This is a genomic window from Actinospineispora eucalypti, assembly GCF_039543365.1.
GTDB lineage: Bacteria > Actinomycetota > Actinomycetes > Mycobacteriales > Pseudonocardiaceae > Pseudonocardia > Pseudonocardia eucalypti.
This window is the reverse complement of record NZ_BAABJP010000030.1, coordinates 153,915-174,595: the sequence shown is the minus strand read 5'-3', so window position 1 is coordinate 174,595 and position 20,681 is coordinate 153,915. Positions and strand designations below refer to the sequence as shown.

Sequence of the window (20,681 nt, the reverse complement as noted above, 5' to 3'; positions counted from 1 at the left end):
AAAATAACATGACCACGAGACCTTTCACCCGGACGCCGCTCGGCGCGTCCGGTGCAGACCCGGTACAGATTGAGATCCACTAGGGGAGGGGTCAATCGTGCCGACCTTGTTGGTGCGTGGTGGAACCGTGCTCACGGCCGAGCAGGGCCGTCCGCCACTGGAACCCGGCTGGGTGCTGATCGACGGCAACACCATCGTCGGCGTCGGGGAGGGTGAGCCCGACGGCCCGGCGGACCAGGTGATCGATGCGACCGGCATGCTGGTCACGCCCGGTTTCGTGAACGCGCACACCCACCTGTGCATGATCTACGGCCGAACCCTGGGCGCCGACCGTGATCTGTTGAGCTGGCTGTCCGACTGGCAGGTGCCGCTCATGCGGGCGCTGGAGCCGCGCGACTACGCGCTCAGCATGGAGCTCGGTGCGGTGGAGAACCTGAAGGCCGGAAACACCACGATCTGTGAGGTGTTCTTCTCGCCACACTACGAGCGGGAGGTGGACCAGCTCGCCGCCAGGGCCCTGGACCGCTCCGGTCTGCGCTCGGTGCTGTTCCGGTGCAGCAACGACGTGACCTTCTTCGACGGGTTCGTGGAGAGCCGGTCGGAGGTGGTCGCGCGGACCGAGAAGCTCATCGAGGCCTGGCCGCTGGACGGCCGGACCCGGGTCGGCGCCGGCCCGCTGGTGCCGTGGGGCTCCAGCGAGGCGTCCTTCCGGGACGCGGTGGAGCTGTCGGCCACCTACGGCGTCCAGCTGCACCTGCACACCGCCGAAACCCCGGAGTACAACGACCTGGTCCGGGAGAACACCGGGTTCAGCAATGTGGAGATGCTCGCCCACGTGGGCGCCCTCGGCCCCGGGGTCATGCTCAACCACTGCGTGCACCTTTCCGAGCGGGACATCCAGCTGATAGCGGAGGCCGGTTCCCCGGTGATCCATGACCCGACCAGCAACATGCTGCTCGCCTCGGGCGTGGCGCCCCTGCCCAAGCTGCGCGAGGCGGGCATCCCCCTCGGCCTGGCCTGCGACGGCCCCGCGTGCAACAACGGGCAGGACATGTTCGAGACCATGAAGTACGCGGCGCTGCTGCAGAAGGCGGTGACCCGGCAGCCGGGTGTGGTGGTCGCGGAGGAGGTGTTCCGGATGGCCACGCACGGCGGTGCGCGGGCGATCGGCCTCGGCGACCGGCTCGGCCAGCTGCGACCCGGCTACCTGGCCGACCTGGTGCTCACCGACCTGCGCGCCCCGCACCTGACCCCGGCGCACGACCCGCTGGTTGCCCTGGTCTACTCGGCCCGGGCCGCCGACGTGCACACCGTCCTGGTGGACGGCCGCGTGGTCGTCCGCAACCGGGTCCTGACCACCCTGGACGAGGAACGGGTGGTGCGGGAGGCAGGGGACCGCGCCCGCCGCGCCCGAGCAACCCTCTAACCCTCGGCCAGTCGCAGCAACAGCGGGAAGACGTCCTCCGCAAATGCCGCTGGGTTCTCGGACATGGGGAAGTGGCCGCGCCCGGGCATCTCGATCAGGGTGCCGCCCAGTTTCTCCGCCGCCGCGCGGCTCATCTCGGTGGTGGCCGAGTAGTCGTACTCGCCGCTGAACACGTACAGCGGGCACTTGGCCGGCCCCAGGTCGGCGGCCAGTTCGGGCAGGTCGCGGGAGTAGAAGTGCGTGTCGCCCTGGTAGACGCCGGGGCCCGACTGCGCGTAGCCCCACAGCGTCTGAGCCCGCGGTCCGGGCGGGCTGCCCGGCGCGATCAGGCCGCCGACCCAGCTGGTCAGGAACGCCGAGTGGTCGACGTCGGCGCGGTGGGTCCAGTCCACGAACCGGCCCGGGTTGCCCAGGCCGCCCTCCAGCGCGCACACCGCGGTGAACCGCTCGCCCTGGGTGCTGGCCAGGTACAGGGCGATGGCGCCGCCCATGGAGCAGCCCATCAGCACCAGCTCGGTCAGCTCCAGTGCGTCCATCACGGCGAGCACGGTGGCCGCGTAGGTCCGGGTGGTGAGGGCGTACCGCCGGTGCCGCCAGTCGTCCGGCGGGTCGGACCGCCCGTGCCAGGGCATGTCGAACGCGATCACCCGGTAACGGCTGGTCAGGGTGGCGTCCTCGAGCAGGTGGCGGAACTGCCGGGAGTCCGCGCCCGCCGTGTGCAGGCACAGCAGCGGGCGGCCGTTCCCGGCGGCCTCGAAGTAGATCCTCCTCGGCTCACCGTCGACCGCGACGTGCAGGTACCGGCCCTCGATCGGGCTCAGGCCGGGCGGTGGCGGCGTCGGGTCGGGGCGTGGCGGCTCGGCCGGACGGACCCGGTCGCGCAGGGCCTCCAGCAGCAGGTCCAGCGTCCCGGCGGCGCGGGCCCAGATCTCCCGGCTGCCCCGGACCCGGTCCGCGCCCCGGGTGGCGACCAGCGCCTGCGCGGAGGTGAGGCCCCGGCCGGTGGGCCGCGTGACGAACTCCGCCCACTCCCGCCGGGAAACGGTGAACTCGAAGTCCCAGCTGGAGTTGATGGTGACCTGGTCGGAGAGGGTCAGCCGGCGGTCCTCGGCGTGCACGCCCACCCGGAGGGGGCCGATCTCCAGTAGGGCGCGCCACGGGTGGCAGGCGGGCAGTGCGTCCGGCGGGATGCCCGCTACGGCGTCGAGCGCTTCCTGGTGGGTCGGGGTCATGAGCGCCTCCGAGATCGTAAGACTGTCTGACAAGCATCTTGACTCGATCAGGTGAGCCCGCTTAAGTTCCTAGCAGATTGTCAGACGAGCTGACAATGTGTCGCAACGATGCGGTGGAGTGGGCGATGACCAACAGCGGCGAGACCGTGGAGCGGGAGCGGGAGTCGGCGGAGTTTGCCGGGAAGCGGCGCGCGGCCATTCGGGGCGCGTTCTTCGCGGAGTTCGTGGACATGTTCGACATCTACCTGCCGACGGTGATCCTCACCCCGGCGCTGATGTACTTCCAGCCGGCGCAGATGTCGCCGGGCCAGGCCGGCATCTTCACCTCGCTGGTGTTCGCCACCACGCTGATCGGCCGCCCGGTGGGCGCGGCGGTGTTCGGCGCGCTGGCCGACCGCATCGGCCGGCGCAAGACCACCATCGCCTCGGTCACCGGTTTCGGCGTGATCACCCTGCTGATCGCCCTGGTGCCCGGCTACACCACCATCGGCATCGCCTCGTACTGGCTGCTCATCGCGCTGCGCTTCCTGGACGGCATCTGCCTCGGCGGCGGGTATACCGGCGCGCTGCCACTGGCCATGGAGTACTCGCCCAAGCACAAGCGAGGCCTGCTGGGCGGGATCATCCTGGCCGCCTTCCCGCTGGCCTACATCGCCATCAACCTGGTCGGGCTGGTCTGCTTCGCGCTGTTCCCGCTGGCCGGGCCGGACTCGCCGTACGCGGTCTGGGGCTGGCGGGTGCCGTTCGTGCTCGGCGCGCTGCTGGCGTTCGTGCTGGCCGTCTACTACGTGCGCACGGTGTCCGAGTCGGAGATCTGGGAGCAGTCGGAGAAGAAGTCGTTCCCCCTGCGCAGCGTGTTCACCGGCGCCAGCGGGCGCAGCTTCCTGCAGGTGTTCACCATGATGACCGGCTTCTGGCTGACCCAGAACCTGGTCACGCTGTTCCTGCCGACCACCGTGCTGCGCACGACCCTGAAGCTGACCAGCACCCAGTTGACGTTGACCCTGCTCGCCGCGTACGCCTGCCTGGTGGTCAGCTACATCGCTTCGGGGATCATCGGCCAGCGGATCGGCCGGCGCCGGTTCTTCGTGATACTCGGCCCGCTCATCGCCACCGTCGGTTCGGTGCTGCTCGGGGTGCTGGTCACCGGTGAGGAGCTGCCGCTCGGGGTGATCGTGCTGCTGGTCTGCGTGTTCTCGGTGCTGGTCACCGCGCCGTGGGGGGTGGTGCTGCCGTACATCAACGAGCGGTTCCACACCGACGTGCGCGCCTCCGGGTTCGGCCTCGGCTTCAGCGCCTCGGTGATCATCCCGTCGTTCTATGCGTTCTTCCTGGGCGGGCTGAGCGAGTTCATGCCGTATGTGCTGGGCTCGGTGGTGCTGCTGGCCATCGGCGGGCTGCTCGGCGCGGCCGGCGCCGCCGCCGGCCCGGAGACCAGGGACGTCGACTTCACCAGGAACAACTGATGGCGTACGAGGTGTTGGCGGTCCGGTACGGGAGCCGAACGGCGCGCAAGGCCGACTCGTACCTGAACTTCCACGTGTACGGCGAGCCGGACTCGGCCTTTCCGATGGACTACTTCTTCTGGGTGCTGCGCGGCCCGGACGGGACCGTGGTGGTGGACTGCGGGTTCGGCGCCGAGCCCGGGCGGCGGCGCGGGCGCACCCTGCTGGTCGACCCGGTCGCCGCGCTGCACGGGCTGGGCATCGACGCCGCCGAGGTGACCCAGCTGGTGGTGTCGCACGCGCACTACGACCACATCGGCAACCTGCACCGGTTCCCGGCCGCCGAGGTGGTCATCGCGCGGCGGGAGTACGAGTTCTGGACCGGTCCGTACGCCGGGCGAACCCAGTTCTCCCACTCCACCGAGGCCGACGAGCTGCGCCAGCTGGCCAAGGTGGCCGGCGAGGGGCGGCTGCGGCTGGTGGACCGGAGCCTCGACCTGGCCCCCGGATTGGCGCTGACCGTGGTCGGCGGGCACACCCCCGGCCAACTCATCGCGCAGGTGGCGGCCGGGGACCGGACGGTGATCCTGGCCGCCGACGCGCTGCACTTCTACGAGGAGCTGGAGCTGGACCGCCCGTTCTTCGTGGTTGCGGACCTGCTGGACATGTACCGGGGCTTCGACCTGCTGCGCGAGATGACCGAGGACCCGGGCCGGCTGCTGGTCGCCGGGCACGACGCGGACGTCGGCGCGCGGTTCCCCGACCGAGTGACCGGGTTGCCCGAGGCACTCCGCGAGCTGGTGGTGCGGGTGGCCGGACCGAAGGGAGCGCGGTGACTGGGTCGGGGGGCGAGATCGGACCGGTGGGCGAGATCGGACCGGTGGGCGAGATCGGACCGGTGGGCCCGGCCGCGCCGGGCGGCCTCGGGCCGGTCGCCAAGGTCGGCCTGGTGGGCCTGGGCAACATGGGCGGCCGGATGGCCCGCCGACTGGTCGACGCGGGCATCCCGGTGCTGGGCCACGACCCGGTGGACGGGCGCGCGGCCGCCGCCGGAGCCGAGCCGGCGGCCAGCCCGCGGGAGGTGGCCGAGCGGGCCGGAGTGGTGCTGCTCTCCCTGCCGGACAGCCACGTGGTGGAACCGGTGGTCCGCGCGCTGCTACCCGCCGCGCGACCGGGCGCGACCGTGGTCGACCTCTCCACCGCGTCGCCCGCGTCCACGGTGACGTTGCACGCCGAGGCCGCCGCCGTCGGGGTGCGCTACCTGGATGCGGGGATATCCGGCGGCGCGGCGGCCGCCGAGAAGGGCACGCTGACCATCATGGCCGGCGGCGACGCCCAGGCGCTGGCCGAGATCGGCTGGGTGCTCGGACCGATCGCCTCGGCGGTGCACCACATGGGCGGGCCGGGCGCCGGCCACACCGCCAAGCTGCTGAACAACTTCCTGAACGCGGTGAGCCTGGCCGCCACGGCCGAGGTGATGGTGGCCGGCCGGCGCGCCGGCCTGGACCTGGCCCAGCTGCTGGACGTGCTGAACCACAGCAGCGGGGTCAACTTCGCCACGCTCAACCGGTTCCCGAAGATCGTTCAGGGGGACTACCTGGAGGGCGGCCTGACCAGCCGCCTGATGACCAAGGACGTGGCCCTTTACGTGGACCTGGTCGGCCGGCTGGGCGTGCCCAGCCTGAACGCGGCCGGCCCGTTGGCCAGCTTCGGGCTGGCCGAGAACCTGGGCTACGGCGACCGGATCAGCAACCGGGTGGTGGACGCCATCGGCGACGTGGCCGGTGGCGTGCGAGTACACGACCAGACGGAGGGATGAGCAGGTGCAGATCGTCCGGGGCCGCACGGCCGCGAGCACACCGACGCAGAACCGCACGGAGACCTTCACCGGGACGGTGTGGGGCGACCCGGTGCTGCCCACCACCGAGGAGGGCAACACGATCAACTCGGTGACCTTCACCCCCGGTGCGCGGACCTACTGGCACCACCACACCGGCGGCCAGATCCTGGTGGTCACCGCCGGGCTCGGCTGGGTGTGCCCGCACGGCGAGGAAGCACAGGTGATCCGCGCCGGCGACGTGGTCTGGGTGCCGCCGGGGGAGCGGCACTGGCACGGCGGCACCACCGGCACGGTGATGACCCACCTGGCCATCTCGATCGGCCGGACGGTCTGGTTGGACGAGGTCAGCGAAGACGAGTACCTGGCAGCAAAGGGGGAGGATGCGCGGTGAGCGAGACTGACGAGAGCTACCAGCGGGGGCTGAAGATCCGCCGGGAGGTGCTCGGCGACGCCCACGTGGACCGTTCGCTGGCCGGGGTGAGCGACTTCGCCCGGCCGGTGCAGGAGTACGTGACGGCCACGGCGTGGGGCCAGATCTGGAGCCGCCCCGGCCTGGACCGGCGCACCCGCAGCCTGCTCAACCTGGCCATGCTGACCGCGCTGGGCCGCAACCACGAGCTGGGCGTGCACGTGCGCGGCGCGGTGACCAACGGCTGCACCACCGAGGAGATCCAGGAGTCGCTGCTGCAGGCGGCGGTGTACTGCGGCGCCCCGGCCGCGCTGGAGTCGTTCCGGGTGGCGGAGCGGGTGCTCGACGAACTGGCCTCGGAAAACGGCAATGGCTGACCCGCTGCCGCCGGCGGTCGGGTTCGTCGGACTCGGCCGGATGGGCGACCCGATGACCCGCCGGATCGCGGCGGCCGGCGTCGAGGTGCGCGGTTTCGACGTGTCTCCGGACGCGGTGCGGGCGCTGGACGGCGTGGTTACCAGGGTGGACAGTGCGGCCGATGCGGCGCGTGGCACCGGCGTGGTCATCCTGATGTTGCCCGACTCGGATGTGGTGGAGCGGGTGGTTGACGACGAGCTGCTGGATGCGCTGGTGGCGCCCGTGAGTGGCGATGGTCGCGATAGCGCTACTCGCCACTCACGACCGCTGCTGGTCGACATGAGCTCCTCCGAGCCGCTGCGCACCAGGGCGCTGGCCGAGCGGGTGGCCTCCCGCGGCGCCACGCTGGTGGATGCGCCGGTGTCCGGCGGCGTCTCCGGTGCCCGCGCCGGCACGCTGACCATCATGGTCGGCGGTCCGTCGCAGGCGGCGGAAAGGCTGGAGCCGCTGCTCGCGCTGATGGGCCGGGTGCGCCACGTCGGCGAGGTCGGCGCCGGGCACGCGCTGAAGGCGCTGAACAACCTGCTCTCCGCCTCACACCTGCTGGCCAGCTCGGAGGCCATCCTGGCCGGCCGGCGGTTCGGGCTGGACCCCGCGGTGATGCTGGACGCGATCAACGGCTCCAGCGGGCGCAGCGGTTCCACCCAGAACAAGTGGCCGAACCACATCCTGCCGGGCAGCTACGACTCCGGTTTCACCGCCAGCCTGCTGGTCAAGGACATCAAGATCGCGTTGGCGCTGGCCGAGGCCACCGGGGCACCGCACGAGCACGCCGAGCATACCGTGCGCGTGTGGAGCCGTGCGGTGGAGAAGCTGGGCCCGGCGGCGGACCACACCGAGATAGCGCGCTGGCTGGAGGAGCAGTGAACGCGGACGAACAGGCGATCAAGGAGCTGGACCCGGCGTTTGCGCGGGCCTACCGGGACTTCGCCGCCGTGCCGTGGCGCGAGGGCTCGCACCTGGAACCCAAGATCAAGGAGTTCATTTACCTGGCCGCCGACGCGGCCGCCACCCACCTCTACCGGCCGGGCATCCACCGGCACCTGCACGCCGCGCTGGACCACGGCGCCACCCCGGCGGAGATCATGGAGGTGCTGGAGCTGACCAGCACGCTGGGCATCCACGCGGCCAACATCGGCGTGCCGCTGCTGCTCGAGGTGCTCGAGGAGGAGGGCCTGCGCACCGAGGCCGCGCCGTTGGACCAGCGGCAGGAGCGGCTGAAGGCCGAGTTCACCGCGAACCGCGGTTACTGGCACCAGTTCTGGGAGGGCATCCTGGAGGTCGCGCCCGACCTGTTCGAGGCCTACCTGGAGTTCTCCTCGGTGCCGTGGCGCACCGGCACTCTGGAGCCCAAGGTGAAGGAGATGATCTACATCGCCTTCGACGCCTCGGCCACCCACCTGTACGTGCCGGGGCTGAAGCTGCACCTGCGCAATGCGGTGCGGCTGGGTGCGACGGTCGGCGAGCTGGTCGAGGTGCTGTCCATCGTCAGCGTGGTGGGCATCCACGCGGCCACCACCGCCGCGCCGATGCTGACCGAGGTCCTCGCCGAGCGCGGTGCGGGATAGTTTGATGCCATGACCACCGGAAACCAGCCGCGCACCGACACCGGGGCCTTCCGGGGCATCCAGGTCGGCCGGGTGGCCGCGCCGCTGCGCGAGCAGGTGCTGGACGGGCTGCGCCAGGCGATCCTGTCCTTCCAGCTGCGGCCCGGCCAGCGGCTGGTGGAGCGCGAGCTGATCGAGCAGATCGGGGTGTCGCGGGCGACCATCCGGGAGGTGCTGCGCGAGCTCACCGCCGAGGGCCTGGTGGTCACCGTGCCGCAGCGCGGCGCGATGGTGTACGCGCCGTCCCCGGACGAGGCCCGGGATCTCTACGCGGTGCGCGGTGCGCTGGAGGCGCTGACCGTGCGGCGGTTCATCGAGCGGGCCACCTCGGCCCAGCACGACCGGCTCCGGGCCACGGTGACCCGGCTGGAGACCGAGGTTGCCGAGGGGGCGGACATGCACGACCTGCTGCGCACCAAGGACCTGTTCTACGCGGAGCTGCTGGCCGGCGCGGCCAGCCCGACCGTCGAGCAGATCCTGGCCGGGGTGCAGGCGCGGGTGCGGCTGCTGCGCGCCACATCGCTGTCCCAGCCGGGCCGGCCGAAGCGGATGGCGGGGGAGATGCGCGCGCTGGTGGATGCGATCACCGCGCGGAACGTCGAGCTGGCCACCCGCCTGTGTGACGCGCACCTGGAGCACGCCGCCGCGACCGGCCTCTCCGCCCTGGAGTCGGCGCCGCCGGTCTAGCACCGGTATCGACGCATGGTTGCCCGCCGGTTTGGTGGTGGCCAGGTTTACCGATGGCTTGGAAGGCCTGGATTCGGCCCGTTGCGTTCGAAATCGGAGCCGACACTCGCCCTCATGGTCATCAGGACTCCGGACCATTGATCACCCTGGTTGTGGGAAAGGTAGCTGTGCCGAGCTCCTATGGATGTCAGGCAACGGGAGGCGAGGCAGATTGTGCGAGGCGTGCAACGTCAACTCATCCTGAGAGACCCATCGCCGGTCGGCAGGGTCTTTCAGGGTGAACTCGGCGCAGACGCGGGCAGGGTGCTGTGGCTCGGCTGCGACCAGAGTGACGGTTGGGACGAAGTCTGGTGGCTGTCCAAGCCGTCGTCGAACCGGCACCGTGCAACCTCGCAGCCGCACATCGTGCGGGCCTTGCGGCGTGACGGTTTCCTGTGCGGCGTCGGGGATAGCTCGCGGGCACCTGACCTGGCCAGCGCTCGGGCCGCGGGCAGGTGAGGCTAGTCGTCCTCCTGCCAGAGGGCGCCCAGCACCAGGCAGGGGACTACGAACAGGGCGAAGATCATCCCGAGCACCGACCACCAGGCCGGGGGGAGCAGCAGCCCGCCGAGCAACAGGCCGGCGACCAGGAGGGCGCGCAGCGCGGCCGGCTTGAGCGGCACCGGGAAGGCTAGCCGGATCGGGATCCAGCCTTCCTGGGCCATGATGTCCGCGTCGTCGACCCGCACTTCGTCCGCGATCTTGGCAAAGAGCTGCCGCTCCCGGTCCGTGAGCGGAGCGGGCTTCCTGGGGTCGGGCGGTAGGGCTGCGGTCATGAGCGAAACCCTTCGCACGGCAGTGGCGCGCCGTGCGGCAGATTCTACGCTCGACCTGGGTGAATGAAGTTAACGAATGGGGCTCGGCGATGAGTCTGACGCGTCCCGCGCGGTCTGTACCGGTAACCGAGCTAAGGGGTACCGATGGACAGGTCAGGGCGGGTGTTCAGCCGGCGGGAGTGGTTGCGGGCGACGGTCGGCGCGGGGGTGGCGTTCGGGCTGGCCGGGCCGCTCGCCACGGCATGCGGGTCGGCCGGCCCGGATCGGTTGGTACTGCCGGAGGCCACCGACGCGGTCACCCCGTTTGCGCTGCGGGTGCCGGAGGGCGTGCTGGATGACCTGCGGCGGCGCCTGGCCGCGACCCGGTGGCCGGAGCGGGAGACGGTGCCGGACTCCGCGCAGGGGCCACAGCTGGACCGGGTGCGCCGGCTGGTCGCGCACTGGTCGACCGAGTACGACTGGCGGAAGGCCGAGGCGCGGCTGAACGGGGCCGGACAGTTCCGGACCCGGCTGGACGGCCTCGGCATCCACTTCCTGCACGCCCGGTCGCGGCACGAGAACGCGTTCCCGCTGCTGCTCACCCACGGCTGGCCGGGCTCGGTGGTGGAGTTCCTCGGCCTGGTCGGCCCGCTGACCGACCCGACCGCGTTCGGCGGTTCGGCCGGTGACGCGTTCCACCTGGTGGTGCCGTCCCTGCCGGGCTTCGGGTTCTCCGACAAACCCGCCGCCGCCGGCTGGAACTCCGAGCGGATCGCCCGGGCATGGGCCGAGCTGATGAACCGGCTCGGCTACCCGCGCTACCTGGCCCAGGGCGGCGACTGGGGCGCCGATGTGACGGCCCGGCTGGCCAAGCTCAAGCCGGCCAACCTGACCGCCATCCACCTCAACTTCTTCGGCATGTTCTCCCCGCCGGTGGCCGGCGAGCCCAACCCGGAGGAGCGGGTCGCGCTGGCCAGCCTGCGGCGGTTCGGCACCGACGGGTTCGGCTACTTCGCCGAGCAGGGCACGCGCCCGCAGCAGGTCGGCTACGGCCTCACCGACTCCCCGGCCGGCCAGGCGGCGTGGATCTACGAGAAGTTCACCGAGTGGACCGACAGCAACCGCGACCCGGAGGCGCTGCTGGGCTACGACCACCTGCTGGACAACATCATGCTGCACTGGCTGCCGGCGACCGCCGCGTCCTCCGCGCGCATCTACTGGGAGAACTTCAAGGCCGGCGACGTGACCGGCCCGTTCGGCGTTCCGGTGGGGTTCAGCGCCTTCCCGAAGGAGATCCTGCCCATGCCCAGGGTGTGGGCCGAGCGGGTCTTCCGGGACAAGCTGGTCTACTTCAACCAGGTGGACCGGGGCGGTCACTTCGCGGCGCTGGAACAGCCGGCCCTGTTCGCCGAGGAGCTGCGGAAGTTCGCCCGGCTATTCCGCTGAAACCTGGTAGGTGCCGAACGTCCAGAGGTGGCCCTCCTGGTCGCGCACCGAGTAGAGGCGCGCCCCGAAGTCCATGTCGGTGGGCGGCAGCACGACCCGTGCGCCGGCCGCCACGGCCCGGTCGTGGTGCGCGTCCGGGTCGTCCACCAGGACGTAGAGCTGCTGGCTGGTGCCGCCGACGGTCAGCGGGTTGCCCTCCCGCTCCTGGTCGGGCACCCGCGCGAGGAGGGTGCCGGAGCCGGCGTGCAGCTCGGCGAACACGGCGCTGCCCTCGGCGTTGCGTGCCGTCCGACCGGGGGCGAACCCGAACGCCTCGGCCAGCCACGTGATGGCGGCCGGCAGGTCCTCGTAGATCACCTCGGCGTACACGTTCCGCAACATGCTCCGTTCAGACCCGGCGCCTGCCGCGGTTATTCCGCCGCTCGAGCTAAAGGCGGCGGAGGGCCCAGCGCAGCAGTGCGGGCAGACCGAGGAAGACCGTGAAGAAGGCCATCACCGCGGCGGTGGGTGGGGATATCAGCGCGGTGCCGAGTATCGCCAGCGGCGTGGCAACGACCACGAACAGCATCTGGGGCCCGGACAGGTGCGGCGGGGCGAACCGCATCCGCACCCAGTGGTCGTCGGCCCGGCGCAGGCCGGATTCCAGGGCCGCCAGGGTGCGCGCCTCGTGGGGCGAAAGTGGCGTGGTGGGCCGCGGCGGCATTGACGCGGTCATGGTCCCGATCCCTTCACCAGGGTCGAACGCTGACCTCTGGAGTTATAAACCCGCTACCCGGTACCCGGCGGGGGATGTGGGCGTTTTCACCGGAGCGCTACCCGAACGCGTGGGCCAGCCGGCGGATGCCCTCCTCCAACTGGGCGGTGCCGCCGGGCGTCACGTAGCTCAGCCGAAGGTGCGGCGCCGGTGCCTCGGCGGCGAAGTACGGGCCGCCGGCGGTCACCGCCACTCCGGCCCGCAGCGCGGCGGCGACCAGTGCGGTCTCGTCGGTCCCGTCCGGCAGGCGCAGCCACAGGTGGTGGCCGCCGCGCGGCTGGGTGGTGACGGTCCGGCCGGGCAGCTCGCGGTGCAGCGCGGCGACGGTGGCGGCCCGGCGGTCGCGCAGCTCGGCGGCCAGCCGGCGCTGGTGGCGGGTCCAGCCGGGGGCGCTGAGCAGCTCGATCGCGGTCTCCTGCAGCGGGCGCGGGACCAGCAGGTTGTCGATCACCTGGACGGCGCGCAGCCGTTCGAACACCGGGCCGCGCGCGGCCAGCGCGGCCACCCGCAGGCTGGACGAGGTGCTCTTGGTCAGCGAGCGTACGTGCACCACCACGCCGTCCGGGTCGTCGGCGGCGAGGGCGGGCGGCGGCGCCGGGCTGTCCGCGTGGGTGAGCCGGCGGGCGAAGTCGTCCTCGATGACGAACGCGCCGGCCGCCCGGGCGGTGGCGCGCACCTCCGCCCGCCGCCCCGCGGAGAGCACGGCGCCGGTCGGGTTCTGATAAAGGGGCTGGCAGACGAAGACCCGTGCGCCGGTGGCCCGGAACGCGTCGGCCAGCAGGTCGGTGCGCACGCCGTCGGCGTCCACCGGGACGGGCACCGGGCGCAGGCCGGCGGTGCGGGCGATGGCCAGGAGCCCCGGGTAGGTCGGCGACTCGACCAGCACCGGCGCGCCCGGCGCGGCCAGCGCGCGCAGCCCGGTGGTGAGCGCGCTCTGGCCGCCCGCGGTGATCAGCACGTCGGAGGCGCTGAGCGAGCCGTTCGGCCCGCCGATGTCCCGGGCGAACCAGGCGCGCAGCTCGGCGACCCCCTCCGCCGGGGGCCGTGACCAGGTGCCGGTCCGGCGGCCGGCCCGGGCCAGTGCGGTGGCCAGGGCGCGCTCGGGTTGCAGCCCGGCGTCCAGGTAGCCGCCGTTGAGGTCGATCACCTCGGCCGGTGGCGGGGTCAGCGTGGCGAGCACCGCCCGGGCGCCGGCCACGTGGCCGCTCGGGTCGCCCCCGGCCGAGGTGACTCCGGCGCTCAGTGCCACCTCCTGCCAGGACACGTCGCCGAGCGCGCCGGCGCGCGGGCGGCGGGCCGCCCGGAACACCCCGGCCCCCGGACGGGACACCACCAGGCCCTCGGCCACCAGGGTGGCGATGGCCCTGGACACGGTCACCGGGCTCACCCGGTACCGCTCGACCAGTGCCCGGCTGCTCGGCAGCTTCTCGCCCTCCGAGTAGTGCTGCAGGTCATCTCGCAACGCAGTGGCGATCGACTGCACACTGCTACGCTCATTCATGACGGCACAAGATAGCGCTACTGATCCTCGGACGAAAGCGCTCGCCGGGGGCGCGGTGTTGGCGTCGCTGGGCGTGCTGGCCTTCTCGTTCAGCTTCCCGGCCACCGCGTGGGCATTGCGGGGGTTCGGCCCGTGGACGACCACCGGAATGCGGGGTCTGCTGGCCGGGGTGCTCGCGGTGGCCTGCCTGGCTTTCGCCCGCGCCCCGCTGCCCCGGCGCGCCGACTGGCCCGGCCTGCTCGTGGTGGCCGGCGGATGCGTGGTCGGGTTCCCCCTGCTGACCACCTTCGCCCTGCAGGTCTCCACCACCGCGCACTCGGCGGTGGTGATCGGGCTCCTGCCGCTGGTCACCGCCGCGATGTCCGCCGCCTGGACCCGCCGGCGCCTCCCGGTGCTGTTCTGGCTGGCCGCCATTGCCGGGGCCGCCGCCGTCGCCGGGTTCACCCTGGCCCAGAGCTGTGGCCCGCCGACCCTTGGTGACCTCTACCTGTTCGGCGCGTTGCTGCTGTGCGCCGCCGGGTACGTCGAGGGTGGCCGGCTGGCCGCCCATCTGCCCGGCTGGCAGGTGATCGCCTGGGGCGTGGTGGCCGCCCTCCCGGTGTCCGCACTGGTCACTGCGGTGGCGCTGCCGATGGAGCCGGTGCACCCGACCGCCCTCTCGCTGGTGGGCATCGGCTACATCGCCGCCGTGAGCCAGCTGGGCGGGTTCATGGTCTGGTACCGGGGCATGGCCGAGATCGGGGTGCCCAGGGCCAGCCAGTTCCAGCTGGCCCAGCCGCTGGTCACGCTGGTCTGGTCGGTGTGGGTGATGGGCGAGCGGCCGTCCCCGCTGGCGCCCGTCACCGCCCTGCTGGTGCTGGGTTGTATCGCCGTCACCCAGCGCGTCCGGCGCTAGTGCGGCGAGAACTGGGTGGCTCGGTGGTTGCGGCGGCGATCACCTTGTCCAGGGAGTCGCGCAGGGCCTCCAACTCGGACAGCGGCATGCCGAGGCGGTCGATGATGGCCGGCGGGATGCACAGCGCCTGGTCACGCAGCTCGCGGCCGGCCGGGGTGAGGGTGATGGCCAGCGAGCGCTCGTCCGACGGATCCCGGTGCCGCACCAGGTAGCCGGCCGACTCGAGCCGTTTGAGCAGCGGGGTCAGCGTGCCGGGGTCCAGCTGCAGCGCCGACGCCAGCTCCCGGCCGGAGCGCGGGGCGCGCTCCCACAGGGCCAGCATCACCAGGTACTGCGGGTGGGTGAGTCCCATCGGCTCCAGCAACGGCCGGTACAGCGCGATGACGGTGCGGGCGGCGACCGCGAGCCCGAAGCAGACCTGCCGGTCCAGCGCGAGCAGGTCGATGTTGTTCAGCTCACCTACGCGTGAATCGGGCATGGGCTCCATCGTACAGTTAGTTGGTGCACCAATCATTGGTGTACATATCGAGGAGGTGCAGGCGTGGTCGAGAGCGATGAGGAACTCGCCGACCGGGTGCTCGCCGAGGCCGCGCGGGTCCCGGTGCGACGGCCGGACCCGGTGCGCTGGCTGTGGTACGCGGTGGGTGGCCGGCTGCCGGCGCGGCACCGGAGCTGGGTGCTGCACGACGTGACGTGCCGGACGTGGGCGATCCGGCACCTGACCCGGGCGGTGGTCCAGGTCTCCCCGGCGGTGGTCGTGTTGTTCCTGGTCATCCCCGGGTCCTGGCCGACCAGGGCGGCGGCGGTGCTGGCCGGCCTGTTGCTCGGCCTGCTGTACTCCGGCGCCTACATGCACGAGATCGTGGAACACCGGGCGCGCCAGGCGGGCTTTCCGGTGGGCATCGCCAGAGTGGTCAGGGACCGGGCCGACGCGGGGCGGCGGGAGGCCGAGGCGGAGCGCTACGCCCGCACCTGGCGCCGTCCGGAGTAGTCCCGAAACGACCTTGTTCTGTGGGGCGTCGGCATCGGCCTTTCCATCATGCCGATCATGACCGCCGGCCTCGCCGCGCTGCCGGCCACCAAGACCAACCAGGGCAGCGCGCTGAGCAACGTGGCCCGGCAGACCTCGGCCGCGCTCGGCCTGGCCGTGCTGAACGCGCTGTCCACCGGCCAGCAGGCGCAGCTGCTGGCGGACCGGTCGGCGTTGCTGCCGGCCGCCGACGCACCGCCGAGCGACGCGGAGGGCATCCGGCGCCTGTACGGCCACTACCGCGAGCTGGCCGCCCAGGTCCTGGCCACCTCGTACGCCAACGTGTTCCTGGTGATCGCGGTAATCACCGGAGCCGGCGCGCTGCTCGCCCTGTTCCTGCGCAAACCCGGTGTCGAAGCCGCGCCGGGCGCCGCCGCGAGCATGCACTGACCATTCCAGCGGCAAATTCCCGTTTCGCCACGCCGAGCGAACCAAGCCGCTAGCGTCACCTGAAAGGGCACCACGATCCGGGAGGCGACCCAGCATGACCGGCCCGCTCGCCGCGCTTCTCGCTACGATCGCCATCGTGGCCCCGCCGGCGACCCAGAGCCAGCCGTTGGCGCTGATCCACCGCAGCGAGCCGCTGGCCAGCAAGGGCGACGCCGAGGCCGCGGCCCGGATGTTGCGGCAGTCGCCGTTCAAGTTCCGGATCCAGTACGTGGGTCCGGACAATCCGCTCACCGCCGAGCTGCTGAGCAAGGCGGCGTTGTTCGTGCAGCCGGGCGGCGAGGTGGACACCGAGACGGCCAAGCGGGACTTCGCCAAGGAAATCCCGCTGGTCCACAAGTTCGTGGCCGATGGAGGCCGGTACCTGGGCATCTGCGCCGGCGGGTTCGTGGCCGGCAAGGAGGGCTACGACGTCTTCCCCGGGAAGGTGGGCAGCTACGTCGGCAGCCCGGACTCCGAGGCCGAGGACGACGACGACTACGCCATCCCGATCGTCTGGCGCGACGGGAAGAAGCGGACGGTCGACTTCCAGGACGGCAACTACTTCAAGATCCCGCGCGGCACCCCGGGCGTGACAGTGATGGCCACCTATACCAACGGCCTCATCGCCGCCGCGGTGGCGACCAAGGGGCGGGGCAAGGCGGCGTTCATCGGCCCGCACTTCGAGTCCGCTCCCGACGACGCCGCCGAGGGCAGCGGCACGAACCTGGACCTCGGCTTCGAGCTGCTCGACGTCCTCATGCGTTGAGGGACTCGGGGCTGCCCGGTACCGGCACGCCGCGCGCCCAGGCGGGCTGGTTGCCCGGTGGCCGGAACAGCGGCATGACCTCCTCGGCGAACAGGGTCATGTTCTTCTCCACCTTCCAGCTGGGCATGTCGCCCACCTGCATCGAGCTGCCCACGTGGATGCCCGCGCCCAGGTCCTCGGTGTACGCGGCGAGCTTCTCCGCCACCTGGGCCGGGGTGCCGACCAGGATGTACTGCTCGTCCAGCAGGTCCTGGTAGGTCAGGTCGACGTGGTCCTTGATGCCGAACTTGCGCTTGCCGGCGATCATGCCCCGCAGCGACTGGCCGCTCAGGTAGCCGGGCGGCAGCCAGTGGTAGTCCGGGATCTTCAGGCCCCGGCTGAACAGCCACATCATGTGCTCGCGGGTCTCCTCGTGCGCCTTGGCCTCGGTTTCCGCGACGTAGGTCGGCACGCAGAAGGCCAGCTGCTCGGGGGCCGGCTCGTAGCCGAACTCGGCGGCCGCCTTGCGGTACATGTCGTAGTTGACCTTGGTGAAGGACAGCGGGGCGAACACCATCATGAACGGGTAGCGCCGTTTCGCCGCCTCTCGGATGGTCTCGAACGAGCCCTGGCCGGGCAGCCAGATCGGCGGGTGCGGCTTCTGCAGCGGCCGGGGCCAGGGGTTCACGTAGGGGATGTCGAAGTGCTTGCCCTGCCAGTCGAACGGGCCGTCGTCGGCCCACGCCTTGACGATGAGGTCGTGCGCCTCCCAGAACCGCTCCCGGGAGGTGGCCGGGTTGGCCCGCAGCGAGTGGTACTCCATGCCGGTGCCCCGCACGAACCCGGAGATGATCCGGCCGCCGGAGATCACGTCCAGCATGGCGACCGACTCGGCCACCCGCAGCGGATTGTCGTGCAGCGGCAGCGCGTTGCCCACGATGCCGACCCTGATCTTGCTGGTGCGGGCCACGATGTGGCTGGCCATGACGTTGGGGTCGGGCATGGTGCCGTAGGCGTTCTGGTGGTGCTCGTTGACGCAGGTGCCGTCGTAGCCCAGGCGTTCGGCGAGCACGGCGTGGTCGAGGTACTCGTTGTAGAGGCGGTGGCCCAGCTCCGGGTCGTAGTGCCGGTTGGACAGGGTGACCCAGGTGGAGGTGAGCTCCTCGGCCGGCGGGATGTGCGGGTAGGGCATCAGGCCGAAGTGGAAGAACTGCAGGCTCCGGGTGCTCACTTGAGGCCTCCGTGGAACTCCAGGATCGCGCCGGCGGTCCGCTCCGGCTGCTCGATGACCAGGGCATGCCCGGTGCCGGGTATGCGGGTGATGCGCCCGTCCGGCAGCAGTTCGGCGTACCGGTCGGCCGCCTCGTCCGGGATCAGCCGGTCGTGCTCGGCACCGACCACCAGGGCGGGCACGGTGACCCGTTGCAGCCGCCGGGGCATCTTCCGGTCGTAGCGCGGGTTCCACACCAGCCGGGCCAGCGTGGACTGCTCCTGGTAGAGCGCCACCGCCACCTCCGGGTCGGTCATGTCCACCATGACCTCGGCCATGTTGGCCGGGTCGTTGAACACGGTGCCGAACAGTTCGGCCGGCGTCATGCTGAACAGATCGGCCACCGGGGAGCGCCCGGGTACCTGGATGCCGGCCGGGGTGATCAAGGTCAGGGAGCGCAGCCGGTCCGGGAACAGAGTGGCGTAGGCCGCCGCGATCCACCCGCCCAGCGAGTAGCCGACCAGGTGGAACCGATCCAGGCCGAGGGTGGCGCGCAGGTCGTCGTAGTGCAGGACCAGGTCACCGATGTCCTCCAGCCAGTCCTGCGCCGGGGTCGCCCCGTACCCCACGTGCTCCGGGGCGATCACGTCCGCGCCCCGGGCCAGGGCCTCGTGGAAACGCAGCCAGCGGCCGGTGAACCCGGCCCCGTGCAGGAACAGCAGCGGATCCCCGGTGCCCCGCCTGCGCACCGCCACCGGGCTGCCGGCGACCTCCACCATCTGGGCGGCCACCTCCGGTGTGGTCACCGTCGATCCCTCCATGCCGTTCCTCCTTCGCGCTCGCCGCCGAAGCTATCCGCGTGATCGTCGCACCGGCAGTGCACGAAAGTGGGCCACATTATTGGCTTGTTAAAGGTGGGGTCATCCGATTGACACGATCACTGACTTTGATCAACCATCGATCTCGGGCGGGAGGGGAGCGGTGCACTGAGTACTGAGTTGGGGGCCGTGCCGGGGCGAACCCGGACCGCGGATATACGGAGACAGGTGCTGGCCAGGCGCCGGCGGTACGACCAGTTGGTCGAGGAGCTGGAGCGGGGCGCGATCGCCGAGCTGGGCGCGGTGATGGACATCCCCGAGCGGGACGTGTGGCAGATCTGGCACGAGGTGTGACGTGGGTTTGCCCGGCTCCGGGGGCGGGTAGCCGCCGGGCATGCCCGACGACATCACCGAACTGATCCTCGCCGACCACCACAGCTTCCGGCGCGGCTTCATCACCCTCGACGACCTGTCCGTGCGCAACGACCCCGAGGAGCTCACCTCGGCCTGGCAGCCCCTGGCCGACCTGCTCGAGGTGCACGCGGTCGCGGAGGAGGAGATCTTCTACCCCCAGCTGCTGCGGGAGGAGGGCCCGGCGGCCGAGGAGGACACGGTGGACGCGATCGGCGACCACAACGAGATCCGGGACGCGGTGCGCGAGGCGGCCCGGTTCCCGGTCGGCTCGAAGCAGTGGTGGGAGGCGGTCGGGCAGGCCCGGATCGCCAACGACGAGCACCTGGCGGAAGAGGAGCGGGACCCGATCGCCGACTTCCGCAAGCACGCGAGCCTGGAGCTGCGGGAGGCGCTCGGCAAGCGGTTCCGCGAGTTCAAGGCCGCGCACCCGGGCCAGCGGGGCCTGGATACCGGGGACAAGGACCCGGAGCGGTACGTTGAACAGACCGAGCGGCGGGTGGGTGTCGGTGGCCCACCGGATGACGGCTCGCTGGGCATCGGCGGGCTGAGGGGGCGCTGACCATGGCAAATCCGAGCAACCACCTGCTGCGCGAGCAGGCCCCGCTGGCGCCGGCGGCCTGGCGGCAGGTCGACGACGAAGCCCGGGAACGGCTGACCCCGAGACTGGCCGCCCGCCGGTTGGTCGACTTCGCCGGCCCGTCCGACTGGGACCACTCCGCGATCAACCTGGGCCGGTCCGAGCCGCTGGACGGCCCGCCGCCGGGATGCGGCAAGGGATCGGTGCGGGCGCGGCTGCGCCGGGTGCAGCCACTGGCCGAGATCCGCGTGCCGTTCACGGTGGACCGGGCCGAGCTGGAGGACGCCGAGCGCGGCGCCGTCGACCTGGACTTCGACGAGCTGGATGCGGCCGCCCGACTGGCCGCCGAGATCGAGAACCGGGCGATCTTCCACGGCTGGCCGGACGCCCGCATCGACGGCCTGATCGGCACCACACCATCGGCGCCCGCACTGGGCGACGACCCCGCCAGCTACTCCGAGGCGGTGGCCAACGCGGTCGCCACGCTGCGGGTGGCCGGGGTGGAGGGGCCGTACGCGCTGGCGGCGGACCCCGGCATCTACACCCGGATCGCCCAGTCCACCGAGCGCGGCTACCTGCTGATCGACCACCTGGAGCGGATCCTGGGTGGCAAGGTGGTGTGGACGCCCGGCCTGGAGGGCGCCGCCGTGCTGAGCCAGCGGGGCGGTGATTTCCTGTTCGAGGTCGGACAGGATCTCGCGGTCGGCTACAGCCACCACTCGGCGGACACGGTTTCGCTCTACCTCGAGCAGACCTTCACCTTCCGGGTGGCCGAGCCGGACGCGGCGATCACCCTCACCGACTGACTCGGCCTACAGGCGCACCCGCCGGCCGAGGCCGGCCAGGTCCAGCGCCAGGCACAGCAGGCCGGCGGTGACCAGCAGGGTCGCGGTGAGCGGGCCGAAGCCCATTCCGGCCAGTTGGAAGATCAGCGCAATGAGAAAAAAGACGGCGGCAATGATCGCAAACATGCTTACCTCCAGGTAATCCTCGACCTGGGGGTTC

General features: G+C 71.6%; 26 protein-coding genes. 17 read left to right on the top strand and 9 right to left on the bottom strand.

The genetic code is table 11. From position 1 onward, the window contains the following. The first annotated feature begins 97 nt into the window (after window positions 1-97). A complete protein-coding gene (locus tag ABEB12_RS25895) occupies window positions 98-1,426 on the top strand; it encodes an amidohydrolase family protein (protein ID WP_185062367.1) in 1,329 nt (442 codons plus the stop codon). Here ABEB12_RS25895 and ABEB12_RS25890 read toward each other — a convergent pair. Further along, window positions 1,423-2,658 (bottom strand): alpha/beta fold hydrolase, encoded by a 1,236-nt coding sequence (locus ABEB12_RS25890; RefSeq protein WP_221498198.1) that lies wholly within the window; start codon window positions 2,656-2,658, stop codon window positions 1,423-1,425. The two genes, ABEB12_RS25895 and ABEB12_RS25890, sit on opposite strands and share 4 nt — an antisense overlap. 95 nt (window positions 2,659-2,753) lie before the next feature. Between ABEB12_RS25890 and ABEB12_RS25885 the strand changes: the two genes are divergently transcribed. The 8 genes from ABEB12_RS25885 to ABEB12_RS25850 are packed head-to-tail and all read left to right on the top strand — an operon-like array spanning window position 2,754 to window position 9,063. Further along, the gene (locus ABEB12_RS25885; protein ID WP_221498197.1) at window positions 2,754-4,124 is read left to right on the top strand and encodes an MFS transporter; all 1,371 of its coding nucleotides are present in this window, start codon (window positions 2,754-2,756) and stop codon (window positions 4,122-4,124) included. After that, window positions 4,124-4,939: an MBL fold metallo-hydrolase gene (locus ABEB12_RS25880; protein WP_185062366.1), complete on the top strand. Its 816-nt coding sequence runs from the start codon at window positions 4,124-4,126 to the stop codon at window positions 4,937-4,939. The genes ABEB12_RS25885 and ABEB12_RS25880 overlap by 1 nt, the downstream gene beginning before the upstream one ends. Continuing rightward, a complete protein-coding gene (locus tag ABEB12_RS25875) occupies window positions 4,936-5,922 on the top strand; it encodes an NAD(P)-dependent oxidoreductase (RefSeq protein ID WP_345703151.1) in 987 nt (328 codons plus the stop codon). The genes ABEB12_RS25880 and ABEB12_RS25875 overlap by 4 nt, the downstream gene beginning before the upstream one ends. A gap of 4 nt (window positions 5,923-5,926) precedes the next feature. Further along, window positions 5,927-6,334, top strand: coding sequence for a cupin domain-containing protein (locus tag ABEB12_RS25870; RefSeq protein WP_185062365.1), 408 nt, complete (start codon window positions 5,927-5,929; stop codon window positions 6,332-6,334). Beyond that, window positions 6,331-6,729, top strand: a complete 399-nt coding sequence (gene pcaC / locus ABEB12_RS25865; protein ID WP_185062364.1) for a 4-carboxymuconolactone decarboxylase — start codon at window positions 6,331-6,333, stop codon at window positions 6,727-6,729. The genes ABEB12_RS25870 and pcaC overlap by 4 nt, the downstream gene beginning before the upstream one ends. Beyond that, complete coding sequence (locus ABEB12_RS25860) at window positions 6,722-7,636, top strand: NAD(P)-binding domain-containing protein (protein ID WP_185062363.1); 915 nt, start codon at window positions 6,722-6,724, stop codon at window positions 7,634-7,636. Before pcaC ends, ABEB12_RS25860 begins: the two co-directional genes overlap by 8 nt. Continuing rightward, window positions 7,633-8,337 (top strand): carboxymuconolactone decarboxylase family protein, encoded by a 705-nt coding sequence (locus ABEB12_RS25855; RefSeq protein ID WP_345703150.1) that lies wholly within the window; start codon window positions 7,633-7,635, stop codon window positions 8,335-8,337. Before ABEB12_RS25860 ends, ABEB12_RS25855 begins: the two co-directional genes overlap by 4 nt. 9 nt (window positions 8,338-8,346) lie before the next feature. Beyond that, window positions 8,347-9,063, top strand: a complete 717-nt coding sequence (locus ABEB12_RS25850) for an FCD domain-containing protein (RefSeq protein WP_185062362.1) — start codon at window positions 8,347-8,349, stop codon at window positions 9,061-9,063. 500 nt (window positions 9,064-9,563) lie between these two features. Here ABEB12_RS25850 and ABEB12_RS25845 read toward each other — a convergent pair whose 3' ends face one another. After that, window positions 9,564-9,878: a hypothetical protein gene (locus ABEB12_RS25845; RefSeq protein ID WP_185062361.1), complete on the bottom strand. Its 315-nt coding sequence runs from the start codon at window positions 9,876-9,878 to the stop codon at window positions 9,564-9,566. A gap of 144 nt (window positions 9,879-10,022) precedes the next feature. Between ABEB12_RS25845 and ABEB12_RS25840 the strand changes: the two genes are divergently transcribed. Further along, the gene (locus ABEB12_RS25840) at window positions 10,023-11,303 is read left to right on the top strand and encodes an alpha/beta fold hydrolase (protein WP_185062360.1); all 1,281 of its coding nucleotides are present in this window, start codon (window positions 10,023-10,025) and stop codon (window positions 11,301-11,303) included. Here ABEB12_RS25840 and ABEB12_RS25835 read toward each other — a convergent pair. From ABEB12_RS25835 to ABEB12_RS25825, 3 genes are all read right to left on the bottom strand, one after another. Beyond that, window positions 11,292-11,684, bottom strand: coding sequence for a VOC family protein (locus tag ABEB12_RS25835; RefSeq protein WP_185062359.1), 393 nt, complete (start codon window positions 11,682-11,684; stop codon window positions 11,292-11,294). The two genes, ABEB12_RS25840 and ABEB12_RS25835, sit on opposite strands and share 12 nt — an antisense overlap. A gap of 46 nt (window positions 11,685-11,730) precedes the next feature. After that, window positions 11,731-12,018 carry a hypothetical protein gene (locus tag ABEB12_RS25830; RefSeq protein WP_185062358.1) on the bottom strand — a complete coding sequence of 96 codons (288 nt, stop codon included), beginning with the start codon at window positions 12,016-12,018 and terminating at the stop codon, window positions 11,731-11,733. Between the two features lie 97 nt (window positions 12,019-12,115). Further along, the gene (locus ABEB12_RS25825) at window positions 12,116-13,558 is read right to left on the bottom strand and encodes an aminotransferase class I/II-fold pyridoxal phosphate-dependent enzyme (RefSeq protein ID WP_185062357.1); all 1,443 of its coding nucleotides are present in this window, start codon (window positions 13,556-13,558) and stop codon (window positions 12,116-12,118) included. Window positions 13,559-13,613: 55 nt separating this feature from the next. Between ABEB12_RS25825 and ABEB12_RS25820 the strand changes: the two genes are divergently transcribed. Further along, window positions 13,614-14,453: a DMT family transporter gene (locus ABEB12_RS25820; RefSeq protein ID WP_345703149.1), complete on the top strand. Its 840-nt coding sequence runs from the start codon at window positions 13,614-13,616 to the stop codon at window positions 14,451-14,453. On the opposite strand, the gene ABEB12_RS25815 is transcribed toward ABEB12_RS25820, so the two are convergent. Beyond that, complete coding sequence (locus ABEB12_RS25815; RefSeq protein WP_185062355.1) at window positions 14,431-14,931, bottom strand: MarR family transcriptional regulator; 501 nt, start codon at window positions 14,929-14,931, stop codon at window positions 14,431-14,433. The genes ABEB12_RS25820 and ABEB12_RS25815 overlap by 23 nt on opposite strands. Before the next feature lie 63 nt (window positions 14,932-14,994). Here ABEB12_RS25815 and ABEB12_RS25810 point away from each other — a divergent pair, with 63 nt between their 5' ends. The 3 genes from ABEB12_RS25810 (at window position 14,995) to ABEB12_RS25800 (ending at window position 16,678) form a co-directional block, all read left to right on the top strand. Then, window positions 14,995-15,444, top strand: coding sequence for a DUF5313 family protein (locus ABEB12_RS25810; protein ID WP_345703148.1), 450 nt, complete (start codon window positions 14,995-14,997; stop codon window positions 15,442-15,444). A 57-nt stretch (window positions 15,445-15,501) separates the two neighbouring features. Beyond that, window positions 15,502-15,873, top strand: a complete 372-nt coding sequence (locus ABEB12_RS25805) for an MFS transporter (protein ID WP_185062354.1) — start codon at window positions 15,502-15,504, stop codon at window positions 15,871-15,873. Window positions 15,874-16,009: 136 nt separating this feature from the next. Beyond that, complete coding sequence (locus ABEB12_RS25800) at window positions 16,010-16,678, top strand: BPL-N domain-containing protein (RefSeq protein ID WP_345703147.1); 669 nt, start codon at window positions 16,010-16,012, stop codon at window positions 16,676-16,678. Here the strand turns inward: ABEB12_RS25800 and ABEB12_RS25795 are convergent. Then, window positions 16,668-17,888 carry an LLM class flavin-dependent oxidoreductase gene (locus ABEB12_RS25795; protein WP_185062352.1) on the bottom strand — a complete coding sequence of 407 codons (1,221 nt, stop codon included), beginning with the start codon at window positions 17,886-17,888 and terminating at the stop codon, window positions 16,668-16,670. The genes ABEB12_RS25800 and ABEB12_RS25795 overlap by 11 nt on opposite strands. Beyond that, entirely contained in the window at window positions 17,885-18,688 is an 804-nt protein-coding gene (locus tag ABEB12_RS25790; RefSeq protein WP_185062351.1) for an alpha/beta fold hydrolase, read from the bottom strand. Before ABEB12_RS25790 ends, ABEB12_RS25795 begins: the two co-directional genes overlap by 4 nt. Before the next feature lie 225 nt (window positions 18,689-18,913). Between ABEB12_RS25790 and ABEB12_RS25785 the strand changes: the two genes are divergently transcribed. From ABEB12_RS25785 to ABEB12_RS25775, 3 genes are read left to right on the top strand one after another with little or no spacing between them, the layout of a single operon-like run. Beyond that, complete coding sequence (locus tag ABEB12_RS25785) at window positions 18,914-19,039, top strand: hypothetical protein (RefSeq protein ID WP_345703146.1); 126 nt, start codon at window positions 18,914-18,916, stop codon at window positions 19,037-19,039. A gap of 40 nt (window positions 19,040-19,079) precedes the next feature. After that, on the top strand, window positions 19,080-19,658 hold the full coding sequence (locus ABEB12_RS25780) for a hemerythrin domain-containing protein (RefSeq protein ID WP_185062350.1): 579 nt from the start codon (window positions 19,080-19,082) through the stop codon (window positions 19,656-19,658). A 2-nt stretch (window positions 19,659-19,660) separates the two neighbouring features. Continuing rightward, entirely contained in the window at window positions 19,661-20,482 is an 822-nt protein-coding gene (locus ABEB12_RS25775) for a family 1 encapsulin nanocompartment shell protein (RefSeq protein ID WP_185062349.1), read from the top strand. 6 nt (window positions 20,483-20,488) lie between these two features. Here ABEB12_RS25775 and ABEB12_RS25770 read toward each other — a convergent pair whose 3' ends face one another. Next, window positions 20,489-20,647: a hypothetical protein gene (locus tag ABEB12_RS25770; protein WP_185062348.1), complete on the bottom strand. Its 159-nt coding sequence runs from the start codon at window positions 20,645-20,647 to the stop codon at window positions 20,489-20,491. Window positions 20,648-20,681 lie beyond the last annotated feature (34 nt).

Excerpts from the sequence above, each read along its gene's own strand:
- ABEB12_RS25790 (WP_185062351.1), bottom strand. The coding sequence starts at position 18,688 with ATGGAGGGATCGACGGTGACCACACCGGAGGTGGCCGCCCAGATGGTG.
- ABEB12_RS25835 (WP_185062359.1), bottom strand. The coding sequence starts at position 11,684 with ATGTTGCGGAACGTGTACGCCGAGGTGATCTACGAGGACCTGCCGGCC.
- ABEB12_RS25885 (WP_221498197.1), top strand. The coding sequence starts at position 2,754 with ATGTGTCGCAACGATGCGGTGGAGTGGGCGATGACCAACAGCGGCGAG.
- ABEB12_RS25775 (WP_185062349.1), top strand. The coding sequence starts at position 19,661 with ATGGCAAATCCGAGCAACCACCTGCTGCGCGAGCAGGCCCCGCTGGCG.
- ABEB12_RS25830 (WP_185062358.1), bottom strand. The coding sequence starts at position 12,018 with ATGACCGCGTCAATGCCGCCGCGGCCCACCACGCCACTTTCGCCCCAC.
- ABEB12_RS25815 (WP_185062355.1), bottom strand. The coding sequence starts at position 14,931 with ATGCCCGATTCACGCGTAGGTGAGCTGAACAACATCGACCTGCTCGCG.
- ABEB12_RS25825 (WP_185062357.1), bottom strand. The coding sequence starts at position 13,558 with ATGAATGAGCGTAGCAGTGTGCAGTCGATCGCCACTGCGTTGCGAGAT.
- ABEB12_RS25880 (WP_185062366.1), top strand. The coding sequence starts at position 4,124 with ATGGCGTACGAGGTGTTGGCGGTCCGGTACGGGAGCCGAACGGCGCGC.
- ABEB12_RS25780 (WP_185062350.1), top strand. The coding sequence starts at position 19,080 with ATGCCCGACGACATCACCGAACTGATCCTCGCCGACCACCACAGCTTC.
- ABEB12_RS25845 (WP_185062361.1), bottom strand. The coding sequence starts at position 9,878 with ATGACCGCAGCCCTACCGCCCGACCCCAGGAAGCCCGCTCCGCTCACG.
- ABEB12_RS25850 (WP_185062362.1), top strand. The coding sequence starts at position 8,347 with ATGACCACCGGAAACCAGCCGCGCACCGACACCGGGGCCTTCCGGGGC.
- ABEB12_RS25840 (WP_185062360.1), top strand. The coding sequence starts at position 10,023 with ATGGACAGGTCAGGGCGGGTGTTCAGCCGGCGGGAGTGGTTGCGGGCG.
- ABEB12_RS25805 (WP_185062354.1), top strand. The coding sequence starts at position 15,502 with ATGACCGCCGGCCTCGCCGCGCTGCCGGCCACCAAGACCAACCAGGGC.
- ABEB12_RS25860 (WP_185062363.1), top strand. The coding sequence starts at position 6,722 with ATGGCTGACCCGCTGCCGCCGGCGGTCGGGTTCGTCGGACTCGGCCGG.
- ABEB12_RS25890 (WP_221498198.1), bottom strand. The coding sequence starts at position 2,658 with ATGACCCCGACCCACCAGGAAGCGCTCGACGCCGTAGCGGGCATCCCG.
- ABEB12_RS25770 (WP_185062348.1), bottom strand. The coding sequence starts at position 20,647 with ATGTTTGCGATCATTGCCGCCGTCTTTTTTCTCATTGCGCTGATCTTC.